Consider the following 23,397-nt stretch of genomic DNA (forward strand, 5'->3'; position numbering starts at 1 on the left):
TAGGCAATCGACAGCCACGCAATTTACATGATTGATCGCAATATAGAAGAGCTTCCTCCAATAAACGATCAATGGCCAGACAAGATCTTCAGCCAACCGGTTTCAGCGGTACTGAACGCACTGCATTTCTTCCCTGAACAAAAAACAGAAACGAAAAAGCCCCTGAAATATTCAACCATTTCAGGGGCTTAGTCTTGTTCAATAATGGCGGAGAGATAGGGATTCGAACCCTAGGTACCGGTGAAGGTACAACGGATTTCGAATCCGTCCCATTCGGCCACTCTGGCATCTCTCCAACGGCGCGCATCATAACAACACTTTCGCTGAATGGGAAACCCCCAGACGAAATTTTTTCCGTGCTATCAGATGCTTGCGTCGATTAAAGCGGTACGCCCAGACGGTTGGCGACTTCTTCGTAGGCTTCGATGACGTCACCGAGGCCCTGACGGAAGCGGTCCTTGTCCATCTTCTTCTTGGTGTCCTTGTCCCACAGACGGCAGCCGTCCGGGCTGAACTCGTCGCCCAGGACGATGGAGCCATCGCTGAACACGCCGAATTCAAGCTTGAAGTCCACCAGCAAGAGGCCTGCGTCGTCGAACAGTTTGCTCAGGACTTCGTTGACCTTGAGCGACAGTTCTTTCATGCGCGCCAGTTGCTCGGCGGTGCCCCAGCCGAATGCCACGACGTGGGATTCGTTGATGAACGGGTCGCCCTTGGCGTCGTCTTTCAGGAACAGTTCGAAGGTGTACGGGTTGAGCTTCATGCCCTCCTCGACGCCCAGACGCTTGACCAGGCTGCCGGCGGCGTAGTTACGCACGACGCACTCGACCGGGATCATGTCGAGTTTTTTCACCAGCACTTCGTTGTCGGCCAGCAGCTTGTCGAACTGGGTCGGAATGCCGGCCGCTTCGAGTTTCTGCATGATGAAGGCGTTGAACTTGTTGTTCACCATGCCTTTGCGGTCGAGCTGCTCGATGCGCTTGCCGTCGAACGCCGAAGTGTCGTTGCGAAACAGCAGGATCAAGCGGTCAGCGTCGTCGGTCTTGTAAACCGATTTGGCTTTGCCGCGGTAGAGTTCTTCACGTTTTTCCATGATGGGCTCCGCTTGCTAAGTAGATGGGCTAGGCGATGTGGCGCCAGTCGAGCCCTGAATCTTGATCGGCCAGTTGCAGCCAGTCCGGGTCGCACCCGAGGGTGTCGACAAAACATTGCCGGGCCAGCTGCGGCAGGTTGTTCTTGCTGCTCAGATGGGCCAGGACCAGGTGTTGCAGGCCTTGCCAGCCCAACTCGGCCACCAGGAATGCCGCCTGATGGTTGTTCAAATGTCCCAGCTCGCCGCCCACCCGCTGCTTGAGAAAGTACGGGTAATGACCACGGGCCAGCATGTCGCGACAGTGATTGGACTCGATCATCAACGCATCGAGGTCCCGATAACCGTCCAGCACCCGCTCGCAGTAAGAGCCCAGGTCAGTCAGCAGGCCGAAGCGCCGCTCACCGTCACTGAACACGTACTGGGTCGGTTCCTGCGCATCATGGGCCACGGCAATGACCCCGATGTTCAGAGCACCGATCTGCAGTTGCTCGCCACCGGTCACGAAACCGGCAGGTTCAATCGGTTTGCGCATCCCGCGCAGTGTGCCGCGACTGAGGTAGACAGGCAGATTGTAGCGCCGAGACAGCAAACCCACGCCATGCACGTGGTCGGCATGTTCGTGGGTTACGAGTATCGCGCTCAGTTGCGCCGGGTTCACACCCAGGCGCAACAGGCGTTTTTCGGTTTCCCGCAGGGAAAAACCACAATCCACCAGCACATACGTATCAGCACTGGCGATCAGCGTGCCGTTCCCTTGGCTACCGCTGCCGAGAACGGCAAAACGCATTGGATCAGCCCAGGTTATCCTGAATCACGCTCAACACTTTGCGGGCCACATCGGCCGGCGCAACGGTGTTGATGTTTTTCTCGACGGTCACCTGAACGTTCTCGCCGACCTTGCTCAGGCGAACCTGATAACGCTCGGCACGGGCTTCAACTTCTTCCTTGGTCGGCGCGCTGCCGAACAGGCTACTGAAGAAACCAGGCTTCTCGTCTTTCTTCTCGGCCTTCTCGGACAAGTTGATGTAGTAGAGACCCAGGCTGCGGTTGATGTCTTCAACGCGCCATTCGCCCTGTTCCAGCGCACGACCGACGCTCGACCAGGCACGATCCAGGTCCGTACCGACGTTCAGTACCGGGTTGCCGCTGCCGTCTTCACTCAGGCTGACACGGCTCGGGGTATCGAAATCACGCGAAGCCAGCATCGACACCGAACCACCCTTCTCGGAGGTACGGCTCATGCTTGCGAGCATGTCGTCGACCAGCGCAGCGTCCAGGCCAGTGTTGACCGAACGGTTGGTGAAATCGACATTGGCGGTGCTGCCGGCAGGACGCTCGGCGCTGACCACATAGACTTCACTGGTGTTGCGCTGCACGCCTGGCTCGATGCGCACCCGCACGCGGGTTTCGCTGTCGTTGCTGACGCCGGCGGCGCTCAGGCGCTTGGCCATGGCGGCGGACAGTTCGTCGGAATGCTGCCAGGTAGTGGTGAATTCACCGGTTTGCGGGCGCTGTTCATCCAGACGGAAACCGTTGTCCTGGAAGTACTGCACCGCCACTGGCCAGACTTCGGCCGGTGGGTGCTGGGCCATGACCCAACGCGAATCACCGCTCTTCTGCAGCGAGTAGTCGCTGGCGTCGGCAACGGTCGACAGCGGTTGAGGGCGCGGAACGATGTATTCACCCTTGGCGGTGTCGTCGGCCACGTTGCGCGGGATCGGCAGCAGCGGATCCAGGCGCTTGGAGGTGCTGACATCCGGTGGCAGTTGCATCGGTGCAGTCTGTTGCGCTTCCAGGTAATCGCTACCACGGTCACGGAAATAACCTTCCGGGCCCCAGACCCATCCGCAGCCACTGGTGCTGGAGATAATCAAGGCAAGTGCGGAAAGTCCGGCCATTCGCTTCATGCGTTGTACTTCCTCAATTAAACCAGGACGCTGCACTGGCGCAGGGCCGAGCGCAACGTTTCATGACAAGGTGTGCTCAGCCAGGTCAGCGGCAGGCGGATGCCTTCGTGCATCAGGCCCATTTCGACCAAAGCCCACTTCACCGGAATCGGGTTGGCTTCGATGAACAGGTCCTTGTGCAGCGGCATCAGTTTTTCGTTGATGGCCCGTGCGGTCTCGGCGTCGCCCTTGAGCGCGGCCTCGCACAGGTCGGCCATTTCGCGCGGGGCGACGTTGGCGGTGACGGAGATGTTGCCCTTGCCGCCCAGCAGAATCAGCTCGACTGCGGTCGGATCATCGCCGGACAGCACGATGAAGTCCTTGCTCACGCCGTCGATGATCGCCTTGGCGCGTTTCAGGTCGCCGGTCGCTTCCTTGATGCCGATGATGTTCGGCACGGTGGACAGGCGGATCACGGTCTCGGCCTGCATGTCGCAGGAGGTGCGGCCAGGAACGTTGTAGAGAATCTGCGGGATGTCGACCGCTTCGGCGATGTGCTTGAAGTGCTGGTACAGGCCTTCCTGGGTCGGCTTATTGTAGTACGGGACTACCAGCAGGCAGGCATCGGCGCCGGCTTCCTTGGCATTGCGGGTCAGCTCGACAGCTTCGCGGGTCGAGTTGGCGCCGGTACCGGCGATCACCGGAATGCGACCGGCAACCTGTTTGACCACGGCTTTGATGACGGCGATGTGTTCTTCTACATCAAGGGTTGCCGACTCGCCGGTGGTGCCGACCGCGACAATGGCATGGGTGCCGTTCTTGAGATGGAAGTCCACGAGTTTGCTGAGGCTGTCCCAGTCAAGACGCCCTTGTGCATCCATGGGTGTGACCAGTGCCACCATACTGCCCGCAATCATGAAACCGCTCCTGCCGGAAAAAGAGAGCGGTAATGGTACTGGCGCCAAGATGCTTGCACAAGCGAAGTACTGTGCCGCCATTCCCCTTGGCGCCGCTTTTCGCTACCCTTCAGACTTTGATCGGTACTGATCAGCTTGTACGCCGGGTTCCAGTCTCCCGTTTCGGCCTCCCGGGCCCCGTTCCAGTGTCGTTGCCGTACGCTTGCTTGTTGATGGAGCCGTAGCGCCACACGAATCGGGCCTTCCGGACAGTCATCGCCCCGGCAATCAACGCCCTCTCCCTACCGACCGCTCATCGCTTTAGGAATGCTGCATGTCCACCCCCACAGTTCGCGAACAATTCCTTGTCATCAGTGCCCTCGGCGCCAATCCCATGGAGCTGACCAACGTCCTGTGCCGCGCCAGCCATGAAAACCGCTGTGCGGTCGTCACTTCGCGCCTGACCCGCCACGGCGAGTGCAGCGCGCTGGTGCTCGAAGTTTCGGGCAGCTGGGACGCCCTGGCCCGCCTCGAAGGCAGCCTGCCCGTGCTGGCCAAGCGTCATGCGTTCACCGTCAACGTGGTGCGCAGCGCCGCCCTGGAAAACCGTCCGCAAGCCCTGCCGTACGTGGCTTACGTGTCTTCGGCGTACCGTCCGGACATCATCAACGAGCTGTGCCAGTTCTTCATGGATCACAACGTCGAGCTGGAAAACCTGACGTGCGATACCTATCAGGCACCGCAGACCGGCGGCACCATGCTCAACGCCACGTTCACCGTGACCCTGCCCGCCGGCACCCAGATCAGTTGGCTGCGCGACCAGTTCCTGGATTTCGCCGACGCCATGAACCTGGATGCACTGATCGAACCGTGGCGCCCACAGAACCCAATGTAAGGAAGCTTTCATGGCCGTTGTCATCGACCAACCGGTTACGGATTTCGAAGCACCTGCCACCAGCGGGCAGACTGTCAGCCTGTCGGCCCTCAAGGGCAAGCAAGTGGTGATCTACTTCTACCCGAAGGACAGCACCCCGGGCTGCACGACCGAAGGCCAGGGATTTCGCGATCAATACGCAGCATTCAAGACTGCCAACACGGAAATCTTCGGGATTTCCCGCGACAGCCTGAAGTCCCACGAGAACTTCAAGTGCAAGCAGGAGTTTCCGTTCGAGCTGATCAGCGACAAGGACGAAGCCGTCTGCCAGCTGTTCGACGTGATCAAGCTGAAAAAACTCTACGGCAAGGAATACCTGGGCGTTGATCGCAGCACCTTCCTGATCGACAAGAACGGTGTACTGCGTCAGGAATGGCGCGGCGTGAAGGTGCCAGGACATGTCGATGCAGTGCTGGCTGCTGCTCAGGCGCTGAACAAGGCCTGATGTTGTCGGCGCCCTTGCGGGCGCCGATTCATTCTCAAAGCAGCGGCGCCACCACCGGCTCCTTGCGCGGCCAGGCATCAAGCACAGCCTTGAACAGCGTTGCCAGCGGAATCGCGAAGAACACGCCCCAGAATCCCCACAACCCGCCGAACAACAGCACCGCGCAGATGATCGCTACCGGGTGCAGATTGACTGCTTCGGAGAACAGCAAAGGCACCAGCACGTTGCCGTCCAGCGTCTGAATGATTCCGTAGACCGCCATCAAGTAGATGAACTGATCGCTCCATCCCCACTGGAACAGCGCAATCAGCAGCACCGGTACGGTCACCACCACCGCCCCGACATACGGCACCACCACCGATACGCCGACCAACAGGGCCAGCAGCGCCGCGTAGTTGAGACCCAGTGCGACGAAAGCGATATAGGTCACGCCGCCACAGATCACGATTTCGATGACCTTGCCGCGAATGTAGTTGGCGATCTGCCGGTTCATTTCCTCGGCGACCCGGGTGATCAGCGCCCGCTCACGCGGCAAATAGCCGCGCACCCACTCGCCGATCATTGCCCGATCCTTGAGGAAGAAGAACACCAGGATCGGCACCAGCACCAGATAGATCATGATGTTCACCAGCAGCGGCAGGCTCGACAACGAGAATGTCAGCGCCCACTGGCCGAACTTGCCGATCTCGCCTCGCGCTGCTTCGATGGCTTGCAGTACCTGCTCGTCGGAGACCAGATGCGGATAGCGCTCGGGCAGCAACAACAGCAGCGATTGCCACTTGGCGAGCATCCCAGGCAATTCGTTGAACAGGGTGATCAACTGATGCCAGAGCAACGGCAGCACCACGACGATGAACACCATCAGCACGCCCATGAACAGCGCAAACACCAGACCGACCGCCGCGCCGCCGGGTACGCGCAGGCGTTCGAGCGTAACCACCAGCCCCTGCATCAGGTACGCCAGCACCATCCCGGCCAGCACCGGCGCGAGCATTCCGCCCAGTGTCAGCACCGCGGTGAAGGCGAGAAACAGCAAAACCGCCAGCACCACCGCTTCCTCATCGGAGAAGTAGCGCTGAATCCAGTCGCGCAACACTTTGAACATCAATTTTCCTTAGGTCATTCACGCGGTCGGTTTCAGGCTTTTTTCAGCCAGTAACGGTAGACACCCGCCTCGTCTTCTTCACGCAGCAGCGTATGACCGGCCAACTTGGCAAAGGTGCGAAAGTCGCGTTGCGAGCCGGCATCCGTGGCAATCACCTTGAGTACCGCGCCACTGGGCAGCTTGTTCAGCTCCATCTTGGCCTTGAGCAACGGCAACGGACAATTCAGGCCACTGGCGTCCAGTTCACAGTCATGGGCTACAGCGTCGGTCATGCGTCACTCCGGATCAGGTGGTCAGGCTGCCTAGAATATCTGGTCGCAGGCCCGGTGTCCGGCTACAGTAAGGTCTTTGTCGACTAAGGCTTTGTGCATGACATTTCTGCGCCCTACCCTGCTGACGCTCGCTTGCCTGCTCGCCTCACCGGGCTTCGCCGACGACCTGCCGTCACTCGGTGACGCCAGCTCTGCCATCGTCTCGCCACAACAGGAATATCAACTGGGTCGCGCCTGGCTGGCCTTGCTGCGCAGCCAGGTTTCGCAGCTCAACGATCCGCAGCTCAAGGACTACGTCGAGTCCAGCGTCTATAAGCTGGTGGAAACCAGCCAGGTCAATGACCGACGCCTGGAATTCATCCTGATCAACAGCCCGCAGCTCAACGCCTTTGCGGCGCCGGGCGGGATTGTCGGGGTCAACGGCGGTCTGTTTCTCAACGCCCAGACCGAGGGTGAATATGCCTCGGTACTGGCTCACGAACTGGCGCACTTGTCCCAGCGCCACTTCGCCCGTGGCGTCGAGGCTTCGCAGCGGATGCAGGTGCCGATGATGGCGGCGCTGCTGGCCGGCATCGTGATCGCCGCGGCAGGCGCAGGCGATGCCGGGATTGCTGCGATCGCCGGTACCCAGGCGGCGGCGATCCAGGAGCAACGGCGCTTCTCGCGTCAGAACGAGCAGGAAGCCGACCGCATCGGCATCCTTAACCTGGAGAAGGCAGGCTACGATCCGCGCTCGATGCCGACCATGTTCGAACGTTTGATGCGCCAGTATCGTTTCGACGCCAAGCCGCCGGAATTCCTGCTGACTCACCCGGTCACCGAATCGCGTATCGCCGACACCCGCAACCGCGCCGAACAGGCTAAACCCGGCGGCATCGAAGACAGCAAGCGCTACCAACTGATCCGCGCGCGAGTGCAGTTGACCTACGAAGAAACGCCGGGCCTTGGTGCCAAGCGCTTCCGCGCGCAACTGGATGAGAACCCTAAAAACGACGTGGCTCGCTATGGTCTGGCGATCGCCCAGATCAAGGGCGGTCAGTTGAACGAAGCACGGGAGAATCTCAAGCAACTGCTGGAGAAATCGCCGAACGAGATCATCTACAACCTGGCGCAGGTCGATCTGGACATCACCAACAATAAGTTGGCCGATGCCCAGTCACGCGTTGACCGGATGCTCAGTCAGTATCCAGGCAACTACCCGCTGAACCAGGTACGCGTCGATCTGCTGCTGAAACAAAATCGTACCGCCGATGCGGAGAAGGCGCTGGAAGGTTTGTTGAAATCGCGTCCGGACGATCCGGACGTCTGGTATCAGGTTGCAGAAACACGCGGACTGTCCGGCAACATCATTGGCCTGCATCAGGCCCGTGCCGAATATTTCGCGCTGGTCGGCGATTACCGCCAGGCCATCCAGCAACTGGACTTCGCCAAGCGCAAGGCAGGCAGCAACTTCCCGCTGTCCTCACGCATCGATGCCCGCCAGCGCGAACTGATGGAGCAGGAGCGCATGGTCAAGGACATGATGGGTTAAGCCCGCGCCGCGACAAATTCCGGACACAAAAAAAACCGCCTCTTTCGAGGCGGTTTTTTTTTACTTCTTCGATAACTGGATCATTCAGCCAGTTTGAAGGTAATGAAGCTGGCACGGCCCTGACGCAGAACGCGCATCGACACCGAACGGTTCTTCGGCAGCGCCTTGGCGATCTCGGCAAACTCCTTGGAAGAACCAATGGCCTGATTGTTCAGGTGCGTGATGATGTCGCCCGGTTGCAGACCGATCAGGGCCGCAGGACCGTCCTGCACTTCCTTGATCACCACACCGCCCTTCAGGTCGTAGGTTTTCTTCTGCTCGGCGCTCAGCTCGGCAACCGATACACCCAGACGATTGCTGTTGGTTTCAGCACCAGATTTCGGCAGAGCATCCAGTTCCTTGTCTTCGTCCGGAATGGCGCCGACAGTCAGCTCGACACTCTTGCGCTTGCCGTCACGAATCACTTCGAGATTGGCTTTGGCGCCAGCCTTCAAAGCACCCACCAGATGTGGCAGGTCAGCGGACATGACGATCGGTTGACCGTTCATGCTCAGGATCACGTCACCCACTTGCAGGCCGCCCTTGGCAGCCGGGCCATCATCCTGAATCTGTGCAACCAGCGCACCGGCCGGTTTATCCAGACCGAACGACTCGGCCAGATCCTTGTTCACTTCCTGGATGACGACGCCCAACCAGCCACGGCTGACTTTGCCGCCGCTTTTCAGCTGATTTGAAACGTCCATGGCCACGTCGATCGGAATGGCGAACGACACACCCATGAAGCCACCGGAACGGGTATAGATCTGCGAGTTGATCCCAACCACTTCACCGTTCAGGTTGAACAGTGGGCCACCGGAGTTACCCGGGTTGATCGGCACGTCGGTCTGGATGAATGGCACGTAGTTTTCGTTCGGCAGACTGCGGCCGACGGCACTGACGATGCCTTGGGTCACGGTGTGGTCAAAGCCGAATGGCGAACCGATTGCGACCACCCATTGACCGGCTTTCAGGTCCTGGGATTTGCCGAGTTTCAGCACTGGCAGATCCTTGCCTTCGATTTTCAGCAGCGCCACGTCGGAGCGTGGGTCGGTGCCGATCAGCTTGGCTTTCATTTCACTGCGATCAGCCAGACGGACGAGAATTTCATCGGCATCGGCGATTACGTGGTTGTTGGTCAGGATGTAGCCATCCGGCGAAATGATGAAGCCCGAACCCAACGATTGCGCTTCGCGCTGACGATCACCACGCGGAGAACGCTGTTGCGGCGGCATGCCCCGCTCGAAGAACTCGCGCAGCATCGGTGGCAAGCCTTCCAGGTCAGGCATCTGCTGGTTCACTTTGCGATCCGGCAGCTTTTGCGTGGTACTGATGTTCACCACCGCAGGCGAGGCCTGTTCGACCAGTTGGGTGAAATCAGGCAGGTTGGCCGGACTGGCCGCTTCAGCCGCCTGGACTGCAGGAACAGCCTGACCGAGCACCAGCACAGTGGCGAAAATGGAGAGATAAGACTTCAAGCTTGGTATCGACATACAGCTCCCGTTACGACGAGCAGGGTTAAGCGATATGGAGCAAGGAACACCGGAAACCACAGGCCGGCATTTTTGTTCCGGGAACAACAAACAAGGCCAGAGCCGAGAGGCTCTGACCTATAAAAAATTTTCGGGTGTTTTGCAAATGAAAATGCTCAGCAAACATTTCACGTCTCGACGACGAAGTGGAGATAGCTGGAATCAGCTCACTGCTTGCTGGTTGCAGCGCCATCATTGCGCATCGACAGGGCAATCCGTTCGGCGGTCCCGATTGGAATCTCGCCAACCACCGTCACCATCATTTCGCCTTGAGGCGTTGTCAGACGGCGGGATACGGCAACGGTCGGGCCCAGTTGAGTCCGGGTATCGGTGACGGTTGCGCCGTTCAGCGGTTCCAGGAAGACAGAGAAACGGGCAAGACCATCGTCATACATCAGGCTGTTGACCTGGGTCTTGGTTTCCGGATCCTTGTGCGAGGAGCTGCTGGTGAGCTCGAAGCCAGGAGGCAGCCAGTCGGAACGCCAGACCTGTGCGGTCTTGACCGCAGACGCCTTGTCGCTGTCGAGGGTGACTGTCTTGCAATCGGAATTGGCTTGCAGGTCTTTATCGGATGGAACTTCAGAGGTATCCAGCCGCGTGAACTGGAATCTCTCAAGCAACTGCCCCTTGTCGTTCAACAGCAGCGACTTGAGCGGCAGGCCCGTTTCCTTGTCCAGATGCAGTTCGAAACCGTAGCGGTGCTGATCCCGCGGCGTCAGCGATACGATCACCGCTTCACGCCCGGCCACGCGCGACTTGCCAATGACGGCAAGCTCATACCAGTTCTTCAGCTTTTGAGGATCGAGAGGGCGAGCGGCGGAATTGGGAGAATCCCCCAGACCCGCAATCAGGGTGCCGCTGACGCATTGAGTATGTCCATCAATGCGCACGACTTCCTGAGCCGAACCGTCGAGCTGAAGCAAACGCTCTCGGACCTGGCCATTCTGGACGCGATGCCAGATATTGTGGGTAGAAAAGCTACCGTTACGCTCGTAAACGAATGTGCCGTGAAAGCTTTGCTGCTGCTCGGCCTGGCCCAGGCGGGTCAACCAGTCCTGAGCCTCGTCGGCGTGGGCTGGGACAATGAACCAGCCGCTGAGCAGAAGCGAAAGTAGAGGTATGGCGCGCATGATCCCCCTTAACGGTTTTCCAGGCTTGCTGCACGTGCATATGGCAGCGCGCTCTCGGTGCCTTTCAAGGCAGCCTGTTGAGCGTGTTGACGCAGGTAACCTGGCAGACGCTGATCGTGCCAGCCTGGCTGACCTTGCAGTACGCCATTGGCCATTGGGCCAGTAGCTTCCGAACTCTCATTATAGCCTGCCAATACCGCCGGCCCCTTGACCTGAGGGGTAGTCAGCACTGGCTGATTGGATTGCTGAGCGAGTTCGACGCCGGCGATTTCGTCCTGGTTGTACAGACGAACACCTGCCAATACAGCAACGGTCACCGAAGCGGCTACAGCCAGACGACCGAGGCTGCGCCATGGGCCGCGTGTCACTTTGGCAGGGGTCGCTTCGTCTTCCAGCGCAGCTGAAACCGCCGCAGCGAGATCCAGACGTGGAAGCAACAGATCCTTGTGCATGGCTGCCCGAGCGATCTGGTAACGAGCCCAGGTTTCACGGGTTTCAACGTCGTCCAGTGCATTGAGCACTCGACGCAATTCCAGTTCGTCCGCTTCGTTATCCATCACTGCGGACAGCGATTCCTGCAGGGCTTCACGACTCATGGCGTTCCTCTCTTGGCTGTCGCCGCTGTCTTTAGTTTTCCTGCAACAACGGTTGCAGGGCTTTATCGATGGCCTCCCGGGCGCGGAAAATCCGGGAGCGCACGGTACCAACCGGACATTGCATGACGCTCGCAATGTCCTCGTAACTCAGACCATCGAATTCGCGCAAAGTTAACGCCGTGCGCAAATCCTCTGGCAGTTGCTGAATGGTTCGATGGACGGTGCCTTCGATCTCATCCCGCAGCAATGCACGTTCAGGAGACTCGAGATCTTTCAGGCCGTGATCGCCATCGTAGAACTCTGCATCCTCGGAACTTACATCGCTATCCGGCGGCCGACGGCCGCGTGAAACCAGATAGTTCTTCGCCGTGTTAATGGCGATGCGGTACAGCCACGTATAAAACGCACTGTCGCCGCGGAAATTTCCAAGCGCTCGATACGCCTTGATAAAGGCTTCTTGTGCGACGTCCTGGGCTTCATGGGTGTCGTGCACAAAACGCACGATCAACCCGAGAATTTTGTGCTGATACTTCAGCACCAACAGATCGAAAGCTCGCTTGTCGCCACGCTGAACGCGTTCGACCAGCTGCTGATCCTCTTCCTGGGTTAGCATGAACACTCCTCGATAAACTCGGAGGAGGCTTGCATGACCAAACGACCGGACTTGCAAACATAGACTCGGGCTTTTCGCAAAAGTTCTCCCCCTCCAAGCAAGTTTCCTGCGGGCTCTGATTTGGCACGCACGAAAAACGCAGCGCGGGATGAACCAGCTGCGCGAATAATCTTGTCATCGGCTCGCCGGCAAGAACCCAATCGCAGGTTCTGCATTGAAGCCGACACTGTCCCTTGTTTCGGGCAACTGTCTATTGATCTTGAGCCTCTGGCAAAAGTTCCAAATATTTATAGACGTGCCGCGCCGACATTGTGCAACCGTGAGCGGAAAAAGCGTGTTTCATCTGCGATACAGTCGCTTTTTCCCAAAACCGCTGAAAAAAACATCCGACAAAGCGTCGGTATTTCTCCGTCACGGTAGTTTCACAATGCCATATCGGCCCGGCTATTGTGCCGCCCCACCCCTCTATATACTAGTGGGCTGTGTGGCTGTCTCGACTCGCCCATCCGCCTGTCCTGCGCCAACCCCGACCCGGGTCGCTTTGAGCGGAATCCTGAAATGAGCCAACAGTTTCAACACGATGTTCTGGTGATTGGCAGCGGCGCTGCCGGTTTGAGTCTCGCGCTGACCCTGCCCGGTCACTTGCGCATCGCCGTACTGAGCAAAGGCGACCTCGCCAACGGCTCGACCTATTGGGCCCAGGGTGGCGTCGCGGCCGTGCTGGATGATACCGACACCGTCGAATCCCACGTCGATGACACCCTGAATGCCGGCGGCGGCCTGTGCCATGAAGACGCCGTGCGTTTCACCGTCGAGCACAGCAAGGAAGCGATCCAGTGGCTGATCGACCAGGGCGTGCCCTTCACTCGTGACGATCAGTCCGGCACAGAAGATGGCGGCTTTGAATTCCACCTCACCCGCGAAGGCGGCCACAGCCATCGACGGATCATCCATGCCGCCGATGCCACTGGCGCTGCGATCTTCACGACCCTGCTGGCCCAGGCCAAAGAACGGCCGAACATCGAATTGCTCGAACAGCGGGTAGCGGTCGATCTGATCACCGAGCGTCGGCTGGGGCTGGAAGGCGAACGCTGCCTGGGCGCCTACGTGCTCAACCGCAAAACCGGGGAAGTCGATACCTTCGGTGCACGCTTCGTGATCCTGGCATCCGGCGGCGCCGCCAAAGTCTATCTATATACAAGCAACCCCGACGGTGCCTGTGGTGACGGCATCGCCATGGCCTGGCGCTCGGGCTGCCGGGTGGCGAACCTGGAGTTCAACCAGTTCCACCCCACCTGCCTTTATCACCCGCAAGCCAAGAGCTTTCTGGTAACCGAAGCCCTGCGCGGTGAAGGCGCCCATTTGAAGCTGCCGAACGGCGAACGCTTCATGCAGCGCTTCGACTCACGTGCAGAACTGGCGCCACGGGACATCGTCGCCCGCGCCATCGACCATGAAATGAAGCGTCTGGGTGTCGATTGCGTCTACCTCGACATCAGCCACAAACCCGAAGCCTTCATCAAATCGCACTTCCCGACCGTCTACGAGCGCTGCCTAGGATTCGGCATCGACATCACCAAGCAACCGATCCCGGTCGTGCCGGCGGCGCATTACACCTGCGGCGGCGTGATGGTCGATCAACAGGGCCGCACCGACGTGCCCGGTTTGTACGCCATCGGCGAAACCAGCTTCACCGGCCTGCACGGCGCCAACCGCATGGCCAGCAACTCGCTGCTCGAATGCTTCGTCTACGCCCGATCGGCGGCGGCGGACATTCTCGAGCAACTGCCCGACGTCGCGATCCCGCGCGCCCTGCCCGCCTGGGACGCCAGCCAGGTGACCGACTCCGATGAAGACGTGATAATCGCCCACAACTGGGACGAATTGCGGCGCTTCATGTGGGACTACGTGGGCATCGTGCGCACCAACAAGCGCCTGCAACGGGCCCAGCATCGCGTGCGTTTGCTGCTGGACGAAATCGACGAGTTCTACAGCAACTATAAAGTCAGCCGTGACCTGATCGAGTTGCGCAACCTGGCGCAGGTAGCGGAACTGATGATCCGCTCGGCCATGGAGCGCAAGGAAAGCCGTGGCCTGCATTACACCCTCGACTACCCGGACCTGCTGCCCGAAGCACTCGACACTATTCTGGTGCCGCCCACCTACGTCGGCTGAACTTGAGGCGTACCCGCAGGCGTCGGTGCAGATCCGCCGCCTGCGAATCCCGGGGCACGCAGATCGACCTGACCCGCCACTCACCGCGCAATCGAAAGCGCAGCACCACGATCAGTGGCAGCGCCAGACTGTCCGGGCGCAATTGCACCGCTTGCCAGCCATCGGCCCGGTTCCACAGTTGCCAGCCATCGGCGTCCCGGCGCAATCCGCAGAATGCCTTGGGATGACTCAGCAGGATGTGCCGCGGCAACACCCAGGCAGCATGGGCGAGACACGCGAAAACCCCGAGCGACCCGACCCAGAATGGAATCGATAACAGAAACAGAGAACCCAGCGCGAATGCCTGGGCCAGAAGATACGCCGCCAGCAACTGCCGTGAGGCATGCCAGCGGCATTCAAACGTGTTACTTGGGCTGGACACGATCCAGAATCATGCGAACCATGCGTTGCAGTTCGGGATCTTCCGATTCGCTGCGCTCCATGAACCAGCCGAACATGTCCTGATCCTCGCACTCGAGCAGGCGGACATACAGCGCGCGATCCACCTCGTTCAGATTGGCGTAGACCTCTTTCACGAACGGCACCAGCAACACGTCAAGCTCAAGCATGCCGCGACGGCTGTGCCAAAAGAGGCGATTCAGTTCAACTTGTTCGACCATGGAGCCCTCCTCAAATAGGCCGCAAGTATACAGGCCCGAAGCGGGCCGAACAGTCGGCTTTGGTCGGGCACCACCGATCCTTTATCAACTACCCATTTCAACACCACCCCCTTATGATGTGCCCCAGTCTATTTACCCTGCGATGACCCATGGCCGATTCTGCTTTTTTCTGCACCCTCTCTCATGAAGGCGTTCTCGCGGTTCGCGGCGCGGATGCCGGCAAATTCCTGCAAGGCCAGCTGACCTGCAACATCAATTACCTGAGTGATACCCAGGCCAGCCTCGGTGCCCGCTGCACGCAGAAAGGCCGGATGCAGTCGAGTTTCCGCATCGTGCTGGAAGGCGACGGCGTATTGCTGGCGATGGCCGGCGAGCTGCTGGAGCCGCAACTGGCGGATCTGAAAAAGTACGCGGTGTTCTCCAAATCGAAACTGACCGACGAAAGCGCCTCCTGGGTGCGCTTCGGTCTGGATCATGGCGATGCTGCCCTGAGCAGCCTGGGTCTGGAACTGCCGGCGAATACCGACAGCGTGGCTCGCCACGAAGGGCTGATCGCGATTCGCGTCTCCCCGAACCGTGCCGAACTCTGGGTGCCTGCCGATCAGGCCGACGGCATCAAAGGCAAGCTGTCCGCACAATTGATCGAAGGCGAACTCAATCAGTGGCTGCTGGGCCAGATCCGCGCCGGTATCGGCCAGGTCATGCCGAGCACCCGCGAGCTGTTCATCCCGCAGATGCTCAACCTGCAAGCCGTCGGCGGCGTGAGCTTCAAGAAAGGCTGCTACACCGGCCAGGAAATCGTCGCGCGCATGCAGTATCTGGGCAAGCTCAAGCGTCGCCTGTACCGCGTGCAACTGGACGCCAGTGAATTGCCGGAGCCGGGCACCCCGCTGTTCGCCCCGAGCCACGGCAGCTCCATCGGCGAAGTGGTGCTGGCCGCCCGTGCCGAAAAGAATATTGAACTGCTGGCGGTGTTGCAGGCCGAAGCTGCCGACGCAGGCGATTTGCATCTGGGCACGGCCGAAGGTCCGGCGCTGCACTTGCTCGACCTGCCTTACGAACTGGATCGCGACCGCGAAATCCAGCGCTGATCGCAGCATTTGTTGCAACACCCTAGAGAAACGACATGAGTGAGCTGGCGGATAAGGTCCAACAGGATTTGGTTGAGGCCATCGATAACGATGACCTGGTTCTGCCAACGTTACCGGAAGTGGCCTTGCAGATTCGCAAGGCCGCTGAAGATCCGGACATCAGCGTCAGCGACCTGAGCAAAGTGATCGGCCGCGACACGGCGCTGTCGGCGCGCCTGATCAAAGTGGTCAACAGCCCGCTGCTGCGCGCGACCCAGGAAGTTACCGACCTGCACACCGCCATCACCCGGCTTGGCGTCAATTACAGCAGCAACCTGGCGATCGGCCTGGTGATGGAGCAGATCTTCCACGCCCGCTCGGATGTGGTCGAACAGAAGATGCGCGAAGTCTGGCGCAAGAGTCTGGAAATCGCCGGCGTCAGCTACGCCCTGTGCCGCCGTTACACCCAGCTCAAGCCCGATCAGGCCGCGCTCGGTGGACTGGTTCATCAGATCGGCGTGCTGCCGATCCTGACCTATGCCGAAGACCACTACGAATTGCTGTCCGATCCGGTCAGCCTCAACCATGTGATCGACCACATTCATCCGTTGCTCGGCGACAAGCTGCTGCGGGTCTGGGAGTTTCCGGAGCGTCTGGTGGAGCTGCCGGGGCTGTATCAGGACCTCAAGCGCGAATCGCAGCAGATCGATTACGTCGACATCGTGCAAGTGGCCAGCCTGTATTGCCACAAGGACACCGACCATCCGCTGGCCCGCATCGATCCGTTCAGCGTGCCGGCATTCCGCAAGCTTGGCATCGATCCGGAAAACAAGGCGCTGTGCGCCGATCTGGAAGAATCGCGGTCGATGTTCTACTGATCAACCGGCGACAAAACTCACCCGCACTTTCAAACCTGCCTGCTCGCCATCGTGCAGACTGATCTGCGCCAGATGCGCGCGGCAGATTTCCCCGACAATCGCCAACCCCAGCCCGGAACCGGCCACCTGCTGGTTGCGCCGGTAAAAACGTTCGAACACCCGATCCCGCTCTTCCAGCGGAATGCCCGGCCCATCGTCTTCAACCTCCAGCACCGCCGGCGCCGTGACCCGCAGAATCACGTTGCCGCCCGGCGGCGTGTGCGCCAGCGCGTTGTCCACCAGATTGCTCAGCAACTCGTTGAGCAATGTCGGTTCGCCACGCAGCCAGACCGGCTCGTCCGCTTCCAGCGCCAAGGCAACGCCGCGAGCATGAGCCAGCGGTGCCATGGCCATGCCCAGTTCCCGCGCCAACTGACTCAGATCGAGCAACTGCGCCCCGCCCTCGGCGATCGCCCGGGCGCCGTTTTCCACCCGCGCCAGCGACAACAACTGGTTGGCCAGATGGGTCAGGCGATCCGTGCTTTGCGCCGAGGACTCCAGCGTGTCGCGCCAGGTCTGCGGCTCGTTTGAGCGCAAGCCCAGTTCAAGTCGCGCCTTGAGCGCCGCCAGTGGCGTGCGCAGTTCATGGGCCGCATCGGCGATGAATTGCGCCTGCCGCTCGAATTGCCCGCGCAGGCGTTCGGTAAAGTGATTGAGCGCCCGCACCAGCGGCCACAACTCGTGTTGCACCTCGACCAGCGGCAACGGCCGCAGGTCATCGGGCTGACGCTCTTCCACTGCCGTGCGCAAACGCTCGATCGGCCGCAGCGCCGCACTCACCGCAAACCACACCAGCAACAACGCGCCAATCGCCAGCATCCCGAGCCGCAGCAAGGTGTCGGCCGCCAGACTACGAGCCATGCTGACACGCGCCTCGTCGGTTTCGGCGACGCGGATTTCCGCCATGCCGTTCATGTTCGGCTCGCTCACTGCCTTGAGCAGACTCACCACACGTACGTTCTGCCCCTGATATTTCGCGTCGTAAAAGCGCGCGAGGGCGGGATAGCTGTCGGTTCTCGGGGTGCCTGGCGGCGGGCCCGGCAGATTTTCATAGCCGGAAATCAACTTCTGGTTGATGTCGTTGACCTGGTAATAGATGCGCCCCGCACTGTCGTAGGCAAAGGTATCCAGCGCCACATAAGGCACGTCGGCACTGAGACTGCCATCGCGCTGCGACAGACCGGCGGCGATGGTCCGAGCCGACGCCAGCAGCGTGCGGTCGTAGGCGGTGTCGGCAGCTTCGCGACCATTCCAGTACGCGCTCAATCCGCTGGCGAGCATCAACACCACCAGCAACAGCGCGAGGTTCCACAGCAACCGCCAGCGCAGGCTGCTGGGCTTATGCATCGCGGCTTTCCAGCAGATAACCCAGACCGCGGAAAGTCACGATGGCCACTGAATGGCCGTCGAGTTTCTTGCGCAGGCGGTGCACGTAGATTTCGATGGCATCCGGGCTGGCCTCTTCGTCGAGACCGAACACCTGCGCAGCCAGTTGCTCCTTGCTCATCACCCGACCCGGACGGGCAATCAGCGCTTCAAGCACGGCCTGTTCGCGAGAGGTCAGCGTCAGCAATTCATCGCCGAGGGTGAAGCGCCGAGTGTCGAGGTCATAGGCCAGCACACCGCAACGCTGCTGGCGTTCGCCGCCCAAAACACTTCGGCGCAGCAACGCCTTGACCCGCGCTTCGAGTTCGGTGAGTTCGAACGGTTTGGCCAGATAATCGTCGGCCCCAAGATTGAGCCCATGAACCCGATCCTTGACGTCGCTGCGAGCCGTCAGCATCAGCACCGGCAGGTTCTTGCCCCGGGCCCGCAGGCGCGCCAGCACTTCAAAACCGTCCATGCGCGGCAGGCCGACATCGAGGATCGCCACCGCGTATTCCTCGCTGCCCAGGGCCAGATCGGCAGCCACGCCATCGTGCAAGACGTCCACGGTCAGACCGGTGCTCTTGAGCGCCTGGGCGACGCTTTCGGCCAGCGGCAAATGGTCTTCGACGAGCAGGACACGCATGGATCTCTACCTCATTCAGGGATGGCCGACGCCATTCTTTGCGGCGGAGTTTACAGCCGCAACCGCCACTGTGAAGCCCGAAAACACGCGAAAGAATACTGAAAGGTTAGCGAAAGGTTGGGCCGTTAGAGTCGTTTCACCGAAGGTCCCAACTGCCGACCTTCGCCGTTTTGCCTGTACTTGCACCGTAGCTTCAAAACGTAGCTCTCGAAAAACGCCTCGATGCGTTTTCGCCAATAAGAACAATAACGAGGTACTGCACCATGCTGTCCACACAGCTTCAGGTTGACCCGTTTCATTCTTCCTCTCGAATTTCCCCGTTTTCGCTTGTCAGCGCCATCGTCGGCTGCGCGGCGTTCAACCCATCCGGGTCTGAGCCTGTTAGCCTGCGCGCGCGAAACCGCCGCACCTGAAACATCCCCAAAAACAACAACTCCCGTGGAGACACTCATGAACCGATCCCTGCGCCGTTTCGCTCTCGCCGCCGGTTGCGTGCTGTTCGCCGGCCAACTGATGGCCGAACCTAAACGTCCGGAATGCATCGCCCCCGCCTCCCCCGGCGGCGGTTTCGACCTGACCTGCAAACTGGCGCAAAGCGCGCTGGTCAACGAAAAACTGCTGACCAAACCGATGCGCGTGACCTACATGCCCGGCGGTGTCGGCGCGGTGGCGTACAACGCCGTCGTGGCGCAGCGTCCCGCCGATGCCGGCACGCTGGTGGCGTGGTCCAGCGGCTCGCTGCTCAACCTGGCTCAGGGCAAGTTCGGTCGGTTCGATGAAACCAACGTGCGCTGGCTGGCAGCGGTCGGCACCAGCTACGGCGCCATCGCGGTGAAAAGCGATTCGCCCTACAAAACCCTCGATGATCTCGTGCAGGCGCTGAAGAAAGATCCGAGTTCCGTGGTCATTGGCTCCGGCGGTACCGTCGGCAGCCAGGACTGGATGCAGACTGCGCTGATCGCCAAAGCCGCCGGGATCAACCCGCGCGACCTGCGCTACGTCGCCCTCGAAGGGGGCGGCGAGATCGCCACCGCCCTGCTTGGCGGTCATATCCAGGTCGGTAGTACCGACATTTCCGACTCCATGCCGCACATTCAGAGCGGTGACATGCGCCTGCTGGCCGTGTTTGCCGAGAAACGCCTGGACGAGCCGGAAATGAAGGACATTCCTACCGCGCGCGAGCAAGGCTACGACATCGTCTGGCCGGTGGTGCGCGGTTTCTACCTCGGGCCGAAAGTCAGCGATGAAGACTACGCCTGGTGGAAAGACTCCTTCGACAAACTGCTGGCCTCGGAAGACTTCGCCAAGCTGCGTGATCAGCGTGAACTCTTCCCGTTCGCCATGACCGGTCCCGAGCTGGACACCTACGTCAAGAAACAGGTGGCGGACTACAAGGTGCTGGCCAAAGAGTTCGGCCTGATTCAGTGATCGTCTCTGTCTAGCGTCCATGGCCCTCTCGCCGGGGCCATGGCAGGAGTTCCCTCATGCTTATTCAACGCATTTTTGCCTCAGTGCTGTTGCTGGCCTGCGCCGGCCTGGCGCTGATGGCGTGGCCGTATCAGGCGGCTTTTTCCTACGAACCGGTCGGTCCTCGGGCATTCCCTCTGTTGATGTTGGGCCTGATGAGCCTGGCGCTGCTGTACATGGTGTTTCGCCCGGCGCCGATCAAACACAGCGATGACGAGCCGCCGCTGGATCGCGAAACCCTGACCAAGATCGCAATCTGCGTCGCCTTGCTGCTGGTGTTCGCCGGCTTGTTCGAACCGCTGGGCTTCATCCTCAGCAGCATTCTGATCGGCATCCCGATGGCGCGCCTGTACGGCGGGCGCTGGGTGCCCAGCGTCATTGTCACGACGCTGATGGCGATTGGTTTGTACGTGTTGTTCGACCGCGTGATGGACGTTCCGCTGCCCCTCGGCCTGCTCGACGTTCTGGAGAACTGATATGGATACTCTCGGTTATTTGGGTCAGGGCTTCGGCGTCGCGCTGAGTCCGTACAACCTGGTCACGGCCCTGACCGGCACACTGATCGGCACCGTGGTCGGCTTGTTGCCGGGCCTGGGCCCGATCAATGGCGTGGCGTTGCTGATCCCGATCGCGTTCGCCCTCGGCCTGCCGCCGGAATCGGCATTGATTCTGTTGGCGGCGGTGTATCTGGGCTGCGAATACGGCGGCCGGATCAGCTCGATCCTGCTGAACATTCCGGGCGAAGCCTCCACCGTGATGACCACCCTCGACGGTTACCCGATGGCCCGCAAAGGCCTGGCCGGTGTGGCGTTGTCGTTGTCGGCGTGGAGTTCGTTCATCGGCGCCTTCATCGCCACCTGCGGCATGGTGCTGTTCGCCCCGCTACTGGCGAAATGGGCGATTGCCTTCGGGCCGGCGGAATACTTCGTGTTGATGGTGTTCGCGATTGTCTGTCTCGGCGGCATGGCCGGTGACCGACCGGTGAAAACCTTTATCGCGGCGTTGATCGGTCTGTTCCTTTCCAGCGTCGGCATCGACGCCAACAGCGGTGTGTACCGTTTTACCGGCGACAACATTCACCTGACTGACGGCATTCAGTTTGTGGTGCTGGTGCTGGGCCTGTTCTCGATCAGCGAAATCCTTCTGCTGCTGGAGAAAACCCATCGCGGCCAGGAAGCGGTGAAAGCCACCGGACGGATGATGTTCAACTTCAAGGAAGCGGCGTCGGTGTTCGTGGTGAACATCCGTTGCGGCCTGCTCGGTTTCATCATGGGCGTGTTGCCGGGTGCCGGTGCGACCCTCGCCAGCGCCGTGGCCTACATGACCGAGAAACGCATCGCCGGTGCCAGCGGCAAGTTTGGTCAGGGCGACGCCCGCGGCCTCGCCGCACCGGAAACCGCCATCGGTGCCTCCGCTTGCGGCGCGCTGGTGCCGATGCTGACCCTCGGCGTTCCGGGTTCGGGCACCACGGCGGTGATGATCGGCGCCCTGTCGCTGTACAACATCACTCCCGGCCCGCTGCTGTTCCAGCAACAGCCGGACATCGTCTGGGGCCTGATCGCCTCGCTCTTCATCGCCAACATCATGCTGGTGATCCTGAACATCCCGATGATCCGCATCTTCACCCGCATCCTCGCCGTGCCGAACTGGGCCCTGGTGCCGGTGATCGCGATCATTACCGGGATCGGCGTCTACGCCGTGCACGCGACCACGTTCGATCTGTTCCTGATGGTCGGCATCGGCATCTTCGGCTACATCCTGCGCAAACTGGACTTCCCGCTGTCGCCAGTGCTGCTGGGGTTCATCCTCGGCGGCCTGATGGAGCAGAACCTGCGCCGGGCGCTGTCGATTTCCAACGGTGCGCTGGAGATTCTCTGGTCGAGCCCGATCACCTTCGGCGTCTGGGTGCTGACCGCGATCATGTTGCTGATGCCGCTGCTGCGCATCTGGCGCAAACGCTCGGCCGCGCAACGCGCCGTTGCCGATGTCTGATCGGCTCTCCCTCAAAACCTGGTGGGGAACCCCGCTGGTCGGTCTGCTTGGCGGTTTCATCGCCAGCCAGATCGGCTGGCCGCTGCCGTGGATGGTCGGCTCGTTGCTGGCGATCATCCTGGTGCGCTGCCTGACCCCGTGGCAATTGACAGAAATCCCTGGCGGCCGCAAGTGCGGCCAGTGGATCGTCGGCATCGGTATCGGCCTGCACTTCACCCCGCTGGTGATGGAGCAGGTACTCGGCCACTTCGGCCTGATCTTCTTCGGCGCACTGGTCACCAGCCTCTCGGCGGTGGTCGGCGTGTGGCTGATGCGCCGCACCGGCGAGGATCGCGCCACGGCATTTTTCTCCAGCATGCCCGGCGGCTCCGGCGAGATGGTCAACCTCGGCGCCCGCAACGGCGCGCTGCTCAGCCATGTCGCGGCCGGGCAGAGTCTACGGGTGCTGGTGGTGGTGTTGTGTGTTCCGGCGGCGTTCAAGTATCTGCTGGGTGACGGCACACCGATTTCACACGCCGGCAGCGTCGATTGGCGCTGGCTGGCGATTCTTTTTCCGGCGGGCGGCATGCTCGCCTGGCTCTGGCAACGCCTGCGTCAACCCAACCCATGGCTGTTCGGCCCGCTGCTGGTCAGCGCGGCGGTGAGCATCGGCTGGGATCTGCACATCGGTCTGCCCAATGGCGGCAGTCAGATTGGCCAGTGGTTGATCGGTAGCGGCCTGGGTTGCCACTTCAACCGGCAGTTCTTCCGCCGCGCACCATCGTTCATGGGACGCACGTTGATCGGCACGGCGCTGACCATGTTGATCGCGACACTTGCGGCATTGGGGCTGAGTGCACTGACCCATCTGGATCTGCGATCGCTGACCCTGGGCATGATGCCCGGCGGGATCGCCGAGATGAGCCTGACGGCGGAAACCCTGCAACTGTCGGTGCCGCTGGTGACGGCGATGCAGGTGATGCGGTTGTTGTTCGTGTTGTTTCTGGCGGAACCGTTGTTCAAGTATTGGAATAGAAACGGGGAATGTCCGTAAGTCA

25 protein-coding genes and 1 tRNA gene are annotated in these 23,397 nt (G+C 60.5%); 11 read left to right on the plus strand and 15 right to left on the minus strand.

Annotated features, from left to right (window positions below; genetic code table 11):
- The first annotated feature begins 27 nt into the window (after window positions 1-27).
- Window positions 28-192 (plus strand): hypothetical protein, encoded by a 165-nt coding sequence (locus tag GQX66_RS19520; RefSeq protein WP_240870588.1) that lies wholly within the window; start codon window positions 28-30, stop codon window positions 190-192.
- 13 nt (window positions 193-205) lie between these two features.
- Here GQX66_RS19520 and GQX66_RS19525 read toward each other — a convergent pair.
- The 5 genes from GQX66_RS19525 to dapA all read right to left on the minus strand — a co-directional run bounded on the left by GQX66_RS19525 (window position 206) and on the right by dapA (window position 3,896).
- Window positions 206-295: transfer RNA gene (locus tag GQX66_RS19525), tRNA-Ser, on the minus strand.
- Between the two features lie 84 nt (window positions 296-379).
- Window positions 380-1,093, minus strand: coding sequence for a phosphoribosylaminoimidazolesuccinocarboxamide synthase (gene purC / locus GQX66_RS19530; protein WP_007958019.1), 714 nt, complete (start codon window positions 1,091-1,093; stop codon window positions 380-382).
- Between the two features lie 28 nt (window positions 1,094-1,121).
- The gene (locus GQX66_RS19535) at window positions 1,122-1,880 is read right to left on the minus strand and encodes an MBL fold metallo-hydrolase (protein WP_007958017.1); all 759 of its coding nucleotides are present in this window, start codon (window positions 1,878-1,880) and stop codon (window positions 1,122-1,124) included.
- A 4-nt stretch (window positions 1,881-1,884) separates the two neighbouring features.
- On the minus strand, window positions 1,885-3,000 hold the full coding sequence (bamC, locus tag GQX66_RS19540; RefSeq protein WP_102685969.1) for an outer membrane protein assembly factor BamC: 1,116 nt from the start codon (window positions 2,998-3,000) through the stop codon (window positions 1,885-1,887).
- A 17-nt stretch (window positions 3,001-3,017) separates the two neighbouring features.
- A complete protein-coding gene (dapA, locus tag GQX66_RS19545) occupies window positions 3,018-3,896 on the minus strand; it encodes a 4-hydroxy-tetrahydrodipicolinate synthase (RefSeq protein ID WP_085747220.1) in 879 nt (292 codons plus the stop codon).
- 313 nt (window positions 3,897-4,209) lie between these two features.
- Between dapA and GQX66_RS19550 the strand changes: the two genes are divergently transcribed.
- Window positions 4,210-4,770 (plus strand): glycine cleavage system protein R, encoded by a 561-nt coding sequence (locus GQX66_RS19550; protein ID WP_007958014.1) that lies wholly within the window; start codon window positions 4,210-4,212, stop codon window positions 4,768-4,770.
- 10 nt (window positions 4,771-4,780) lie between these two features.
- Entirely contained in the window at window positions 4,781-5,254 is a 474-nt protein-coding gene (locus GQX66_RS19555; RefSeq protein WP_240870589.1) for a peroxiredoxin, read from the plus strand.
- Window positions 5,255-5,288: 34 nt separating this feature from the next.
- Here GQX66_RS19555 and GQX66_RS19560 read toward each other — a convergent pair whose 3' ends face one another.
- Both GQX66_RS19560 and GQX66_RS19565 read right to left on the minus strand, forming a co-directional pair.
- The gene (locus GQX66_RS19560) at window positions 5,289-6,359 is read right to left on the minus strand and encodes an AI-2E family transporter (protein ID WP_007958012.1); all 1,071 of its coding nucleotides are present in this window, start codon (window positions 6,357-6,359) and stop codon (window positions 5,289-5,291) included.
- Window positions 6,360-6,391: 32 nt separating this feature from the next.
- A complete protein-coding gene (locus GQX66_RS19565; protein WP_007958011.1) occupies window positions 6,392-6,631 on the minus strand; it encodes a sulfurtransferase TusA family protein in 240 nt (79 codons plus the stop codon).
- Between the two features lie 97 nt (window positions 6,632-6,728).
- Here GQX66_RS19565 and GQX66_RS19570 point away from each other — a divergent pair, with 97 nt between their 5' ends.
- Window positions 6,729-8,162, plus strand: coding sequence for a M48 family metalloprotease (locus GQX66_RS19570; protein ID WP_011332906.1), 1,434 nt, complete (start codon window positions 6,729-6,731; stop codon window positions 8,160-8,162).
- Between the two features lie 80 nt (window positions 8,163-8,242).
- On the opposite strand, the gene GQX66_RS19575 is transcribed toward GQX66_RS19570, so the two are convergent.
- From GQX66_RS19575 to rpoE, 4 genes are all read right to left on the minus strand, one after another.
- Window positions 8,243-9,691 carry a DegQ family serine endoprotease gene (locus GQX66_RS19575; protein ID WP_240870591.1) on the minus strand — a complete coding sequence of 483 codons (1,449 nt, stop codon included), beginning with the start codon at window positions 9,689-9,691 and terminating at the stop codon, window positions 8,243-8,245.
- Between the two features lie 206 nt (window positions 9,692-9,897).
- On the minus strand, window positions 9,898-10,860 hold the full coding sequence (locus tag GQX66_RS19580) for a MucB/RseB C-terminal domain-containing protein (protein ID WP_007958001.1): 963 nt from the start codon (window positions 10,858-10,860) through the stop codon (window positions 9,898-9,900).
- Between the two features lie 8 nt (window positions 10,861-10,868).
- Window positions 10,869-11,456 (minus strand): anti sigma-E factor RseA C-terminal domain-containing protein, encoded by a 588-nt coding sequence (locus GQX66_RS19585; protein ID WP_240870599.1) that lies wholly within the window; start codon window positions 11,454-11,456, stop codon window positions 10,869-10,871.
- Between the two features lie 31 nt (window positions 11,457-11,487).
- On the minus strand, window positions 11,488-12,069 hold the full coding sequence (rpoE, locus tag GQX66_RS19590) for an RNA polymerase sigma factor RpoE (protein WP_003172477.1): 582 nt from the start codon (window positions 12,067-12,069) through the stop codon (window positions 11,488-11,490).
- Between the two features lie 558 nt (window positions 12,070-12,627).
- Here rpoE and nadB point away from each other — a divergent pair.
- The gene (nadB, locus tag GQX66_RS19595; protein ID WP_129972861.1) at window positions 12,628-14,244 is read left to right on the plus strand and encodes an L-aspartate oxidase; all 1,617 of its coding nucleotides are present in this window, start codon (window positions 12,628-12,630) and stop codon (window positions 14,242-14,244) included.
- On the opposite strand, the gene GQX66_RS19600 is transcribed toward nadB, so the two are convergent.
- Together GQX66_RS19600 and GQX66_RS19605 are read right to left on the minus strand one after the other, a co-directional pair.
- On the minus strand, window positions 14,213-14,665 hold the full coding sequence (locus GQX66_RS19600; protein WP_236191961.1) for a protein YgfX: 453 nt from the start codon (window positions 14,663-14,665) through the stop codon (window positions 14,213-14,215). The two genes, nadB and GQX66_RS19600, sit on opposite strands and share 32 nt — an antisense overlap.
- Window positions 14,649-14,903, minus strand: a complete 255-nt coding sequence (locus GQX66_RS19605) for a succinate dehydrogenase assembly factor 2 (protein WP_007957989.1) — start codon at window positions 14,901-14,903, stop codon at window positions 14,649-14,651. Before GQX66_RS19605 ends, GQX66_RS19600 begins: the two co-directional genes overlap by 17 nt.
- Before the next feature lie 149 nt (window positions 14,904-15,052).
- On the opposite strand from GQX66_RS19605, the gene GQX66_RS19610 reads away from it, so the two are divergent.
- Both GQX66_RS19610 and GQX66_RS19615 read left to right on the plus strand, forming a co-directional pair.
- Window positions 15,053-15,994 carry a folate-binding protein YgfZ gene (locus tag GQX66_RS19610; RefSeq protein WP_085747225.1) on the plus strand — a complete coding sequence of 314 codons (942 nt, stop codon included), beginning with the start codon at window positions 15,053-15,055 and terminating at the stop codon, window positions 15,992-15,994.
- 35 nt (window positions 15,995-16,029) lie between these two features.
- Window positions 16,030-16,851: an HDOD domain-containing protein gene (locus tag GQX66_RS19615; RefSeq protein ID WP_039772686.1), complete on the plus strand. Its 822-nt coding sequence runs from the start codon at window positions 16,030-16,032 to the stop codon at window positions 16,849-16,851.
- Here the strand turns inward: GQX66_RS19615 and GQX66_RS19620 are convergent, their stop codons facing one another.
- Both GQX66_RS19620 and GQX66_RS19625 read right to left on the minus strand, forming a co-directional pair.
- Window positions 16,852-18,237 carry a sensor histidine kinase gene (locus tag GQX66_RS19620; RefSeq protein ID WP_011332897.1) on the minus strand — a complete coding sequence of 462 codons (1,386 nt, stop codon included), beginning with the start codon at window positions 18,235-18,237 and terminating at the stop codon, window positions 16,852-16,854.
- On the minus strand, window positions 18,230-18,901 hold the full coding sequence (locus tag GQX66_RS19625; RefSeq protein ID WP_007957980.1) for a response regulator: 672 nt from the start codon (window positions 18,899-18,901) through the stop codon (window positions 18,230-18,232). The genes GQX66_RS19620 and GQX66_RS19625 overlap by 8 nt, the downstream gene beginning before the upstream one ends.
- A 450-nt stretch (window positions 18,902-19,351) precedes the next feature.
- Here GQX66_RS19625 and GQX66_RS19630 point away from each other — a divergent pair, with 450 nt between their 5' ends.
- The 4 genes from GQX66_RS19630 to GQX66_RS19645 are packed head-to-tail and all read left to right on the plus strand — an operon-like array spanning window position 19,352 to window position 23,393.
- Entirely contained in the window at window positions 19,352-20,329 is a 978-nt protein-coding gene (locus GQX66_RS19630) for a tripartite tricarboxylate transporter substrate binding protein (protein ID WP_011332896.1), read from the plus strand.
- A gap of 56 nt (window positions 20,330-20,385) precedes the next feature.
- Window positions 20,386-20,844 carry a tripartite tricarboxylate transporter TctB family protein gene (locus GQX66_RS19635; RefSeq protein WP_102685961.1) on the plus strand — a complete coding sequence of 153 codons (459 nt, stop codon included), beginning with the start codon at window positions 20,386-20,388 and terminating at the stop codon, window positions 20,842-20,844.
- A gap of 1 nt (window position 20,845) precedes the next feature.
- Window positions 20,846-22,360: a tripartite tricarboxylate transporter permease gene (locus GQX66_RS19640; protein ID WP_085747226.1), complete on the plus strand. Its 1,515-nt coding sequence runs from the start codon at window positions 20,846-20,848 to the stop codon at window positions 22,358-22,360.
- Entirely contained in the window at window positions 22,353-23,393 is a 1,041-nt protein-coding gene (locus tag GQX66_RS19645) for an AbrB family transcriptional regulator (RefSeq protein ID WP_240870601.1), read from the plus strand. Before GQX66_RS19640 ends, GQX66_RS19645 begins: the two co-directional genes overlap by 8 nt.
- The last annotated feature ends 4 nt before the right edge of the window (window positions 23,394-23,397 follow it).

This window comes from Pseudomonas sp. B707 (assembly GCF_022496685.1).
Lineage (GTDB): Bacteria > Pseudomonadota > Gammaproteobacteria > Pseudomonadales > Pseudomonadaceae > Aquipseudomonas > Aquipseudomonas paraglycinae.

Coding starts and splice junctions, on each gene's coding strand:
- GQX66_RS19520 (WP_240870588.1), top strand. CDS start 28: ATGATTGATCGCAATATAGAAGAGCTTCCTCCAATAAACGATCAATGG.
- purC (WP_007958019.1), bottom strand. CDS start 1,093: ATGGAAAAACGTGAAGAACTCTACCGCGGCAAAGCCAAATCGGTTTAC.
- GQX66_RS19535 (WP_007958017.1), bottom strand. CDS start 1,880: ATGCGTTTTGCCGTTCTCGGCAGCGGTAGCCAAGGGAACGGCACGCTG.
- bamC (WP_102685969.1), bottom strand. CDS start 3,000: ATGAAGCGAATGGCCGGACTTTCCGCACTTGCCTTGATTATCTCCAGC.
- dapA (WP_085747220.1), bottom strand. CDS start 3,896: ATGATTGCGGGCAGTATGGTGGCACTGGTCACACCCATGGATGCACAA.
- GQX66_RS19550 (WP_007958014.1), top strand. CDS start 4,210: ATGTCCACCCCCACAGTTCGCGAACAATTCCTTGTCATCAGTGCCCTC.
- GQX66_RS19555 (WP_240870589.1), top strand. CDS start 4,781: ATGGCCGTTGTCATCGACCAACCGGTTACGGATTTCGAAGCACCTGCC.
- GQX66_RS19560 (WP_007958012.1), bottom strand. CDS start 6,359: ATGTTCAAAGTGTTGCGCGACTGGATTCAGCGCTACTTCTCCGATGAG.
- GQX66_RS19565 (WP_007958011.1), bottom strand. CDS start 6,631: ATGACCGACGCTGTAGCCCATGACTGTGAACTGGACGCCAGTGGCCTG.
- GQX66_RS19570 (WP_011332906.1), top strand. CDS start 6,729: ATGACATTTCTGCGCCCTACCCTGCTGACGCTCGCTTGCCTGCTCGCC.
- GQX66_RS19575 (WP_240870591.1), bottom strand. CDS start 9,691: ATGTCGATACCAAGCTTGAAGTCTTATCTCTCCATTTTCGCCACTGTG.
- GQX66_RS19580 (WP_007958001.1), bottom strand. CDS start 10,860: ATGCGCGCCATACCTCTACTTTCGCTTCTGCTCAGCGGCTGGTTCATT.
- GQX66_RS19585 (WP_240870599.1), bottom strand. CDS start 11,456: ATGAGTCGTGAAGCCCTGCAGGAATCGCTGTCCGCAGTGATGGATAAC.
- rpoE (WP_003172477.1), bottom strand. CDS start 12,069: ATGCTAACCCAGGAAGAGGATCAGCAGCTGGTCGAACGCGTTCAGCGT.
- nadB (WP_129972861.1), top strand. CDS start 12,628: ATGAGCCAACAGTTTCAACACGATGTTCTGGTGATTGGCAGCGGCGCT.
- GQX66_RS19605 (WP_007957989.1), bottom strand. CDS start 14,903: ATGGTCGAACAAGTTGAACTGAATCGCCTCTTTTGGCACAGCCGTCGC.
- GQX66_RS19610 (WP_085747225.1), top strand. CDS start 15,053: ATGGCCGATTCTGCTTTTTTCTGCACCCTCTCTCATGAAGGCGTTCTC.
- GQX66_RS19615 (WP_039772686.1), top strand. CDS start 16,030: ATGAGTGAGCTGGCGGATAAGGTCCAACAGGATTTGGTTGAGGCCATC.
- GQX66_RS19620 (WP_011332897.1), bottom strand. CDS start 18,237: ATGCATAAGCCCAGCAGCCTGCGCTGGCGGTTGCTGTGGAACCTCGCG.
- GQX66_RS19625 (WP_007957980.1), bottom strand. CDS start 18,901: ATGCGTGTCCTGCTCGTCGAAGACCATTTGCCGCTGGCCGAAAGCGTC.
- GQX66_RS19630 (WP_011332896.1), top strand. CDS start 19,352: ATGAACCGATCCCTGCGCCGTTTCGCTCTCGCCGCCGGTTGCGTGCTG.
- GQX66_RS19635 (WP_102685961.1), top strand. CDS start 20,386: ATGCTTATTCAACGCATTTTTGCCTCAGTGCTGTTGCTGGCCTGCGCC.
- GQX66_RS19640 (WP_085747226.1), top strand. CDS start 20,846: ATGGATACTCTCGGTTATTTGGGTCAGGGCTTCGGCGTCGCGCTGAGT.
- GQX66_RS19645 (WP_240870601.1), top strand. CDS start 22,353: ATGTCTGATCGGCTCTCCCTCAAAACCTGGTGGGGAACCCCGCTGGTC.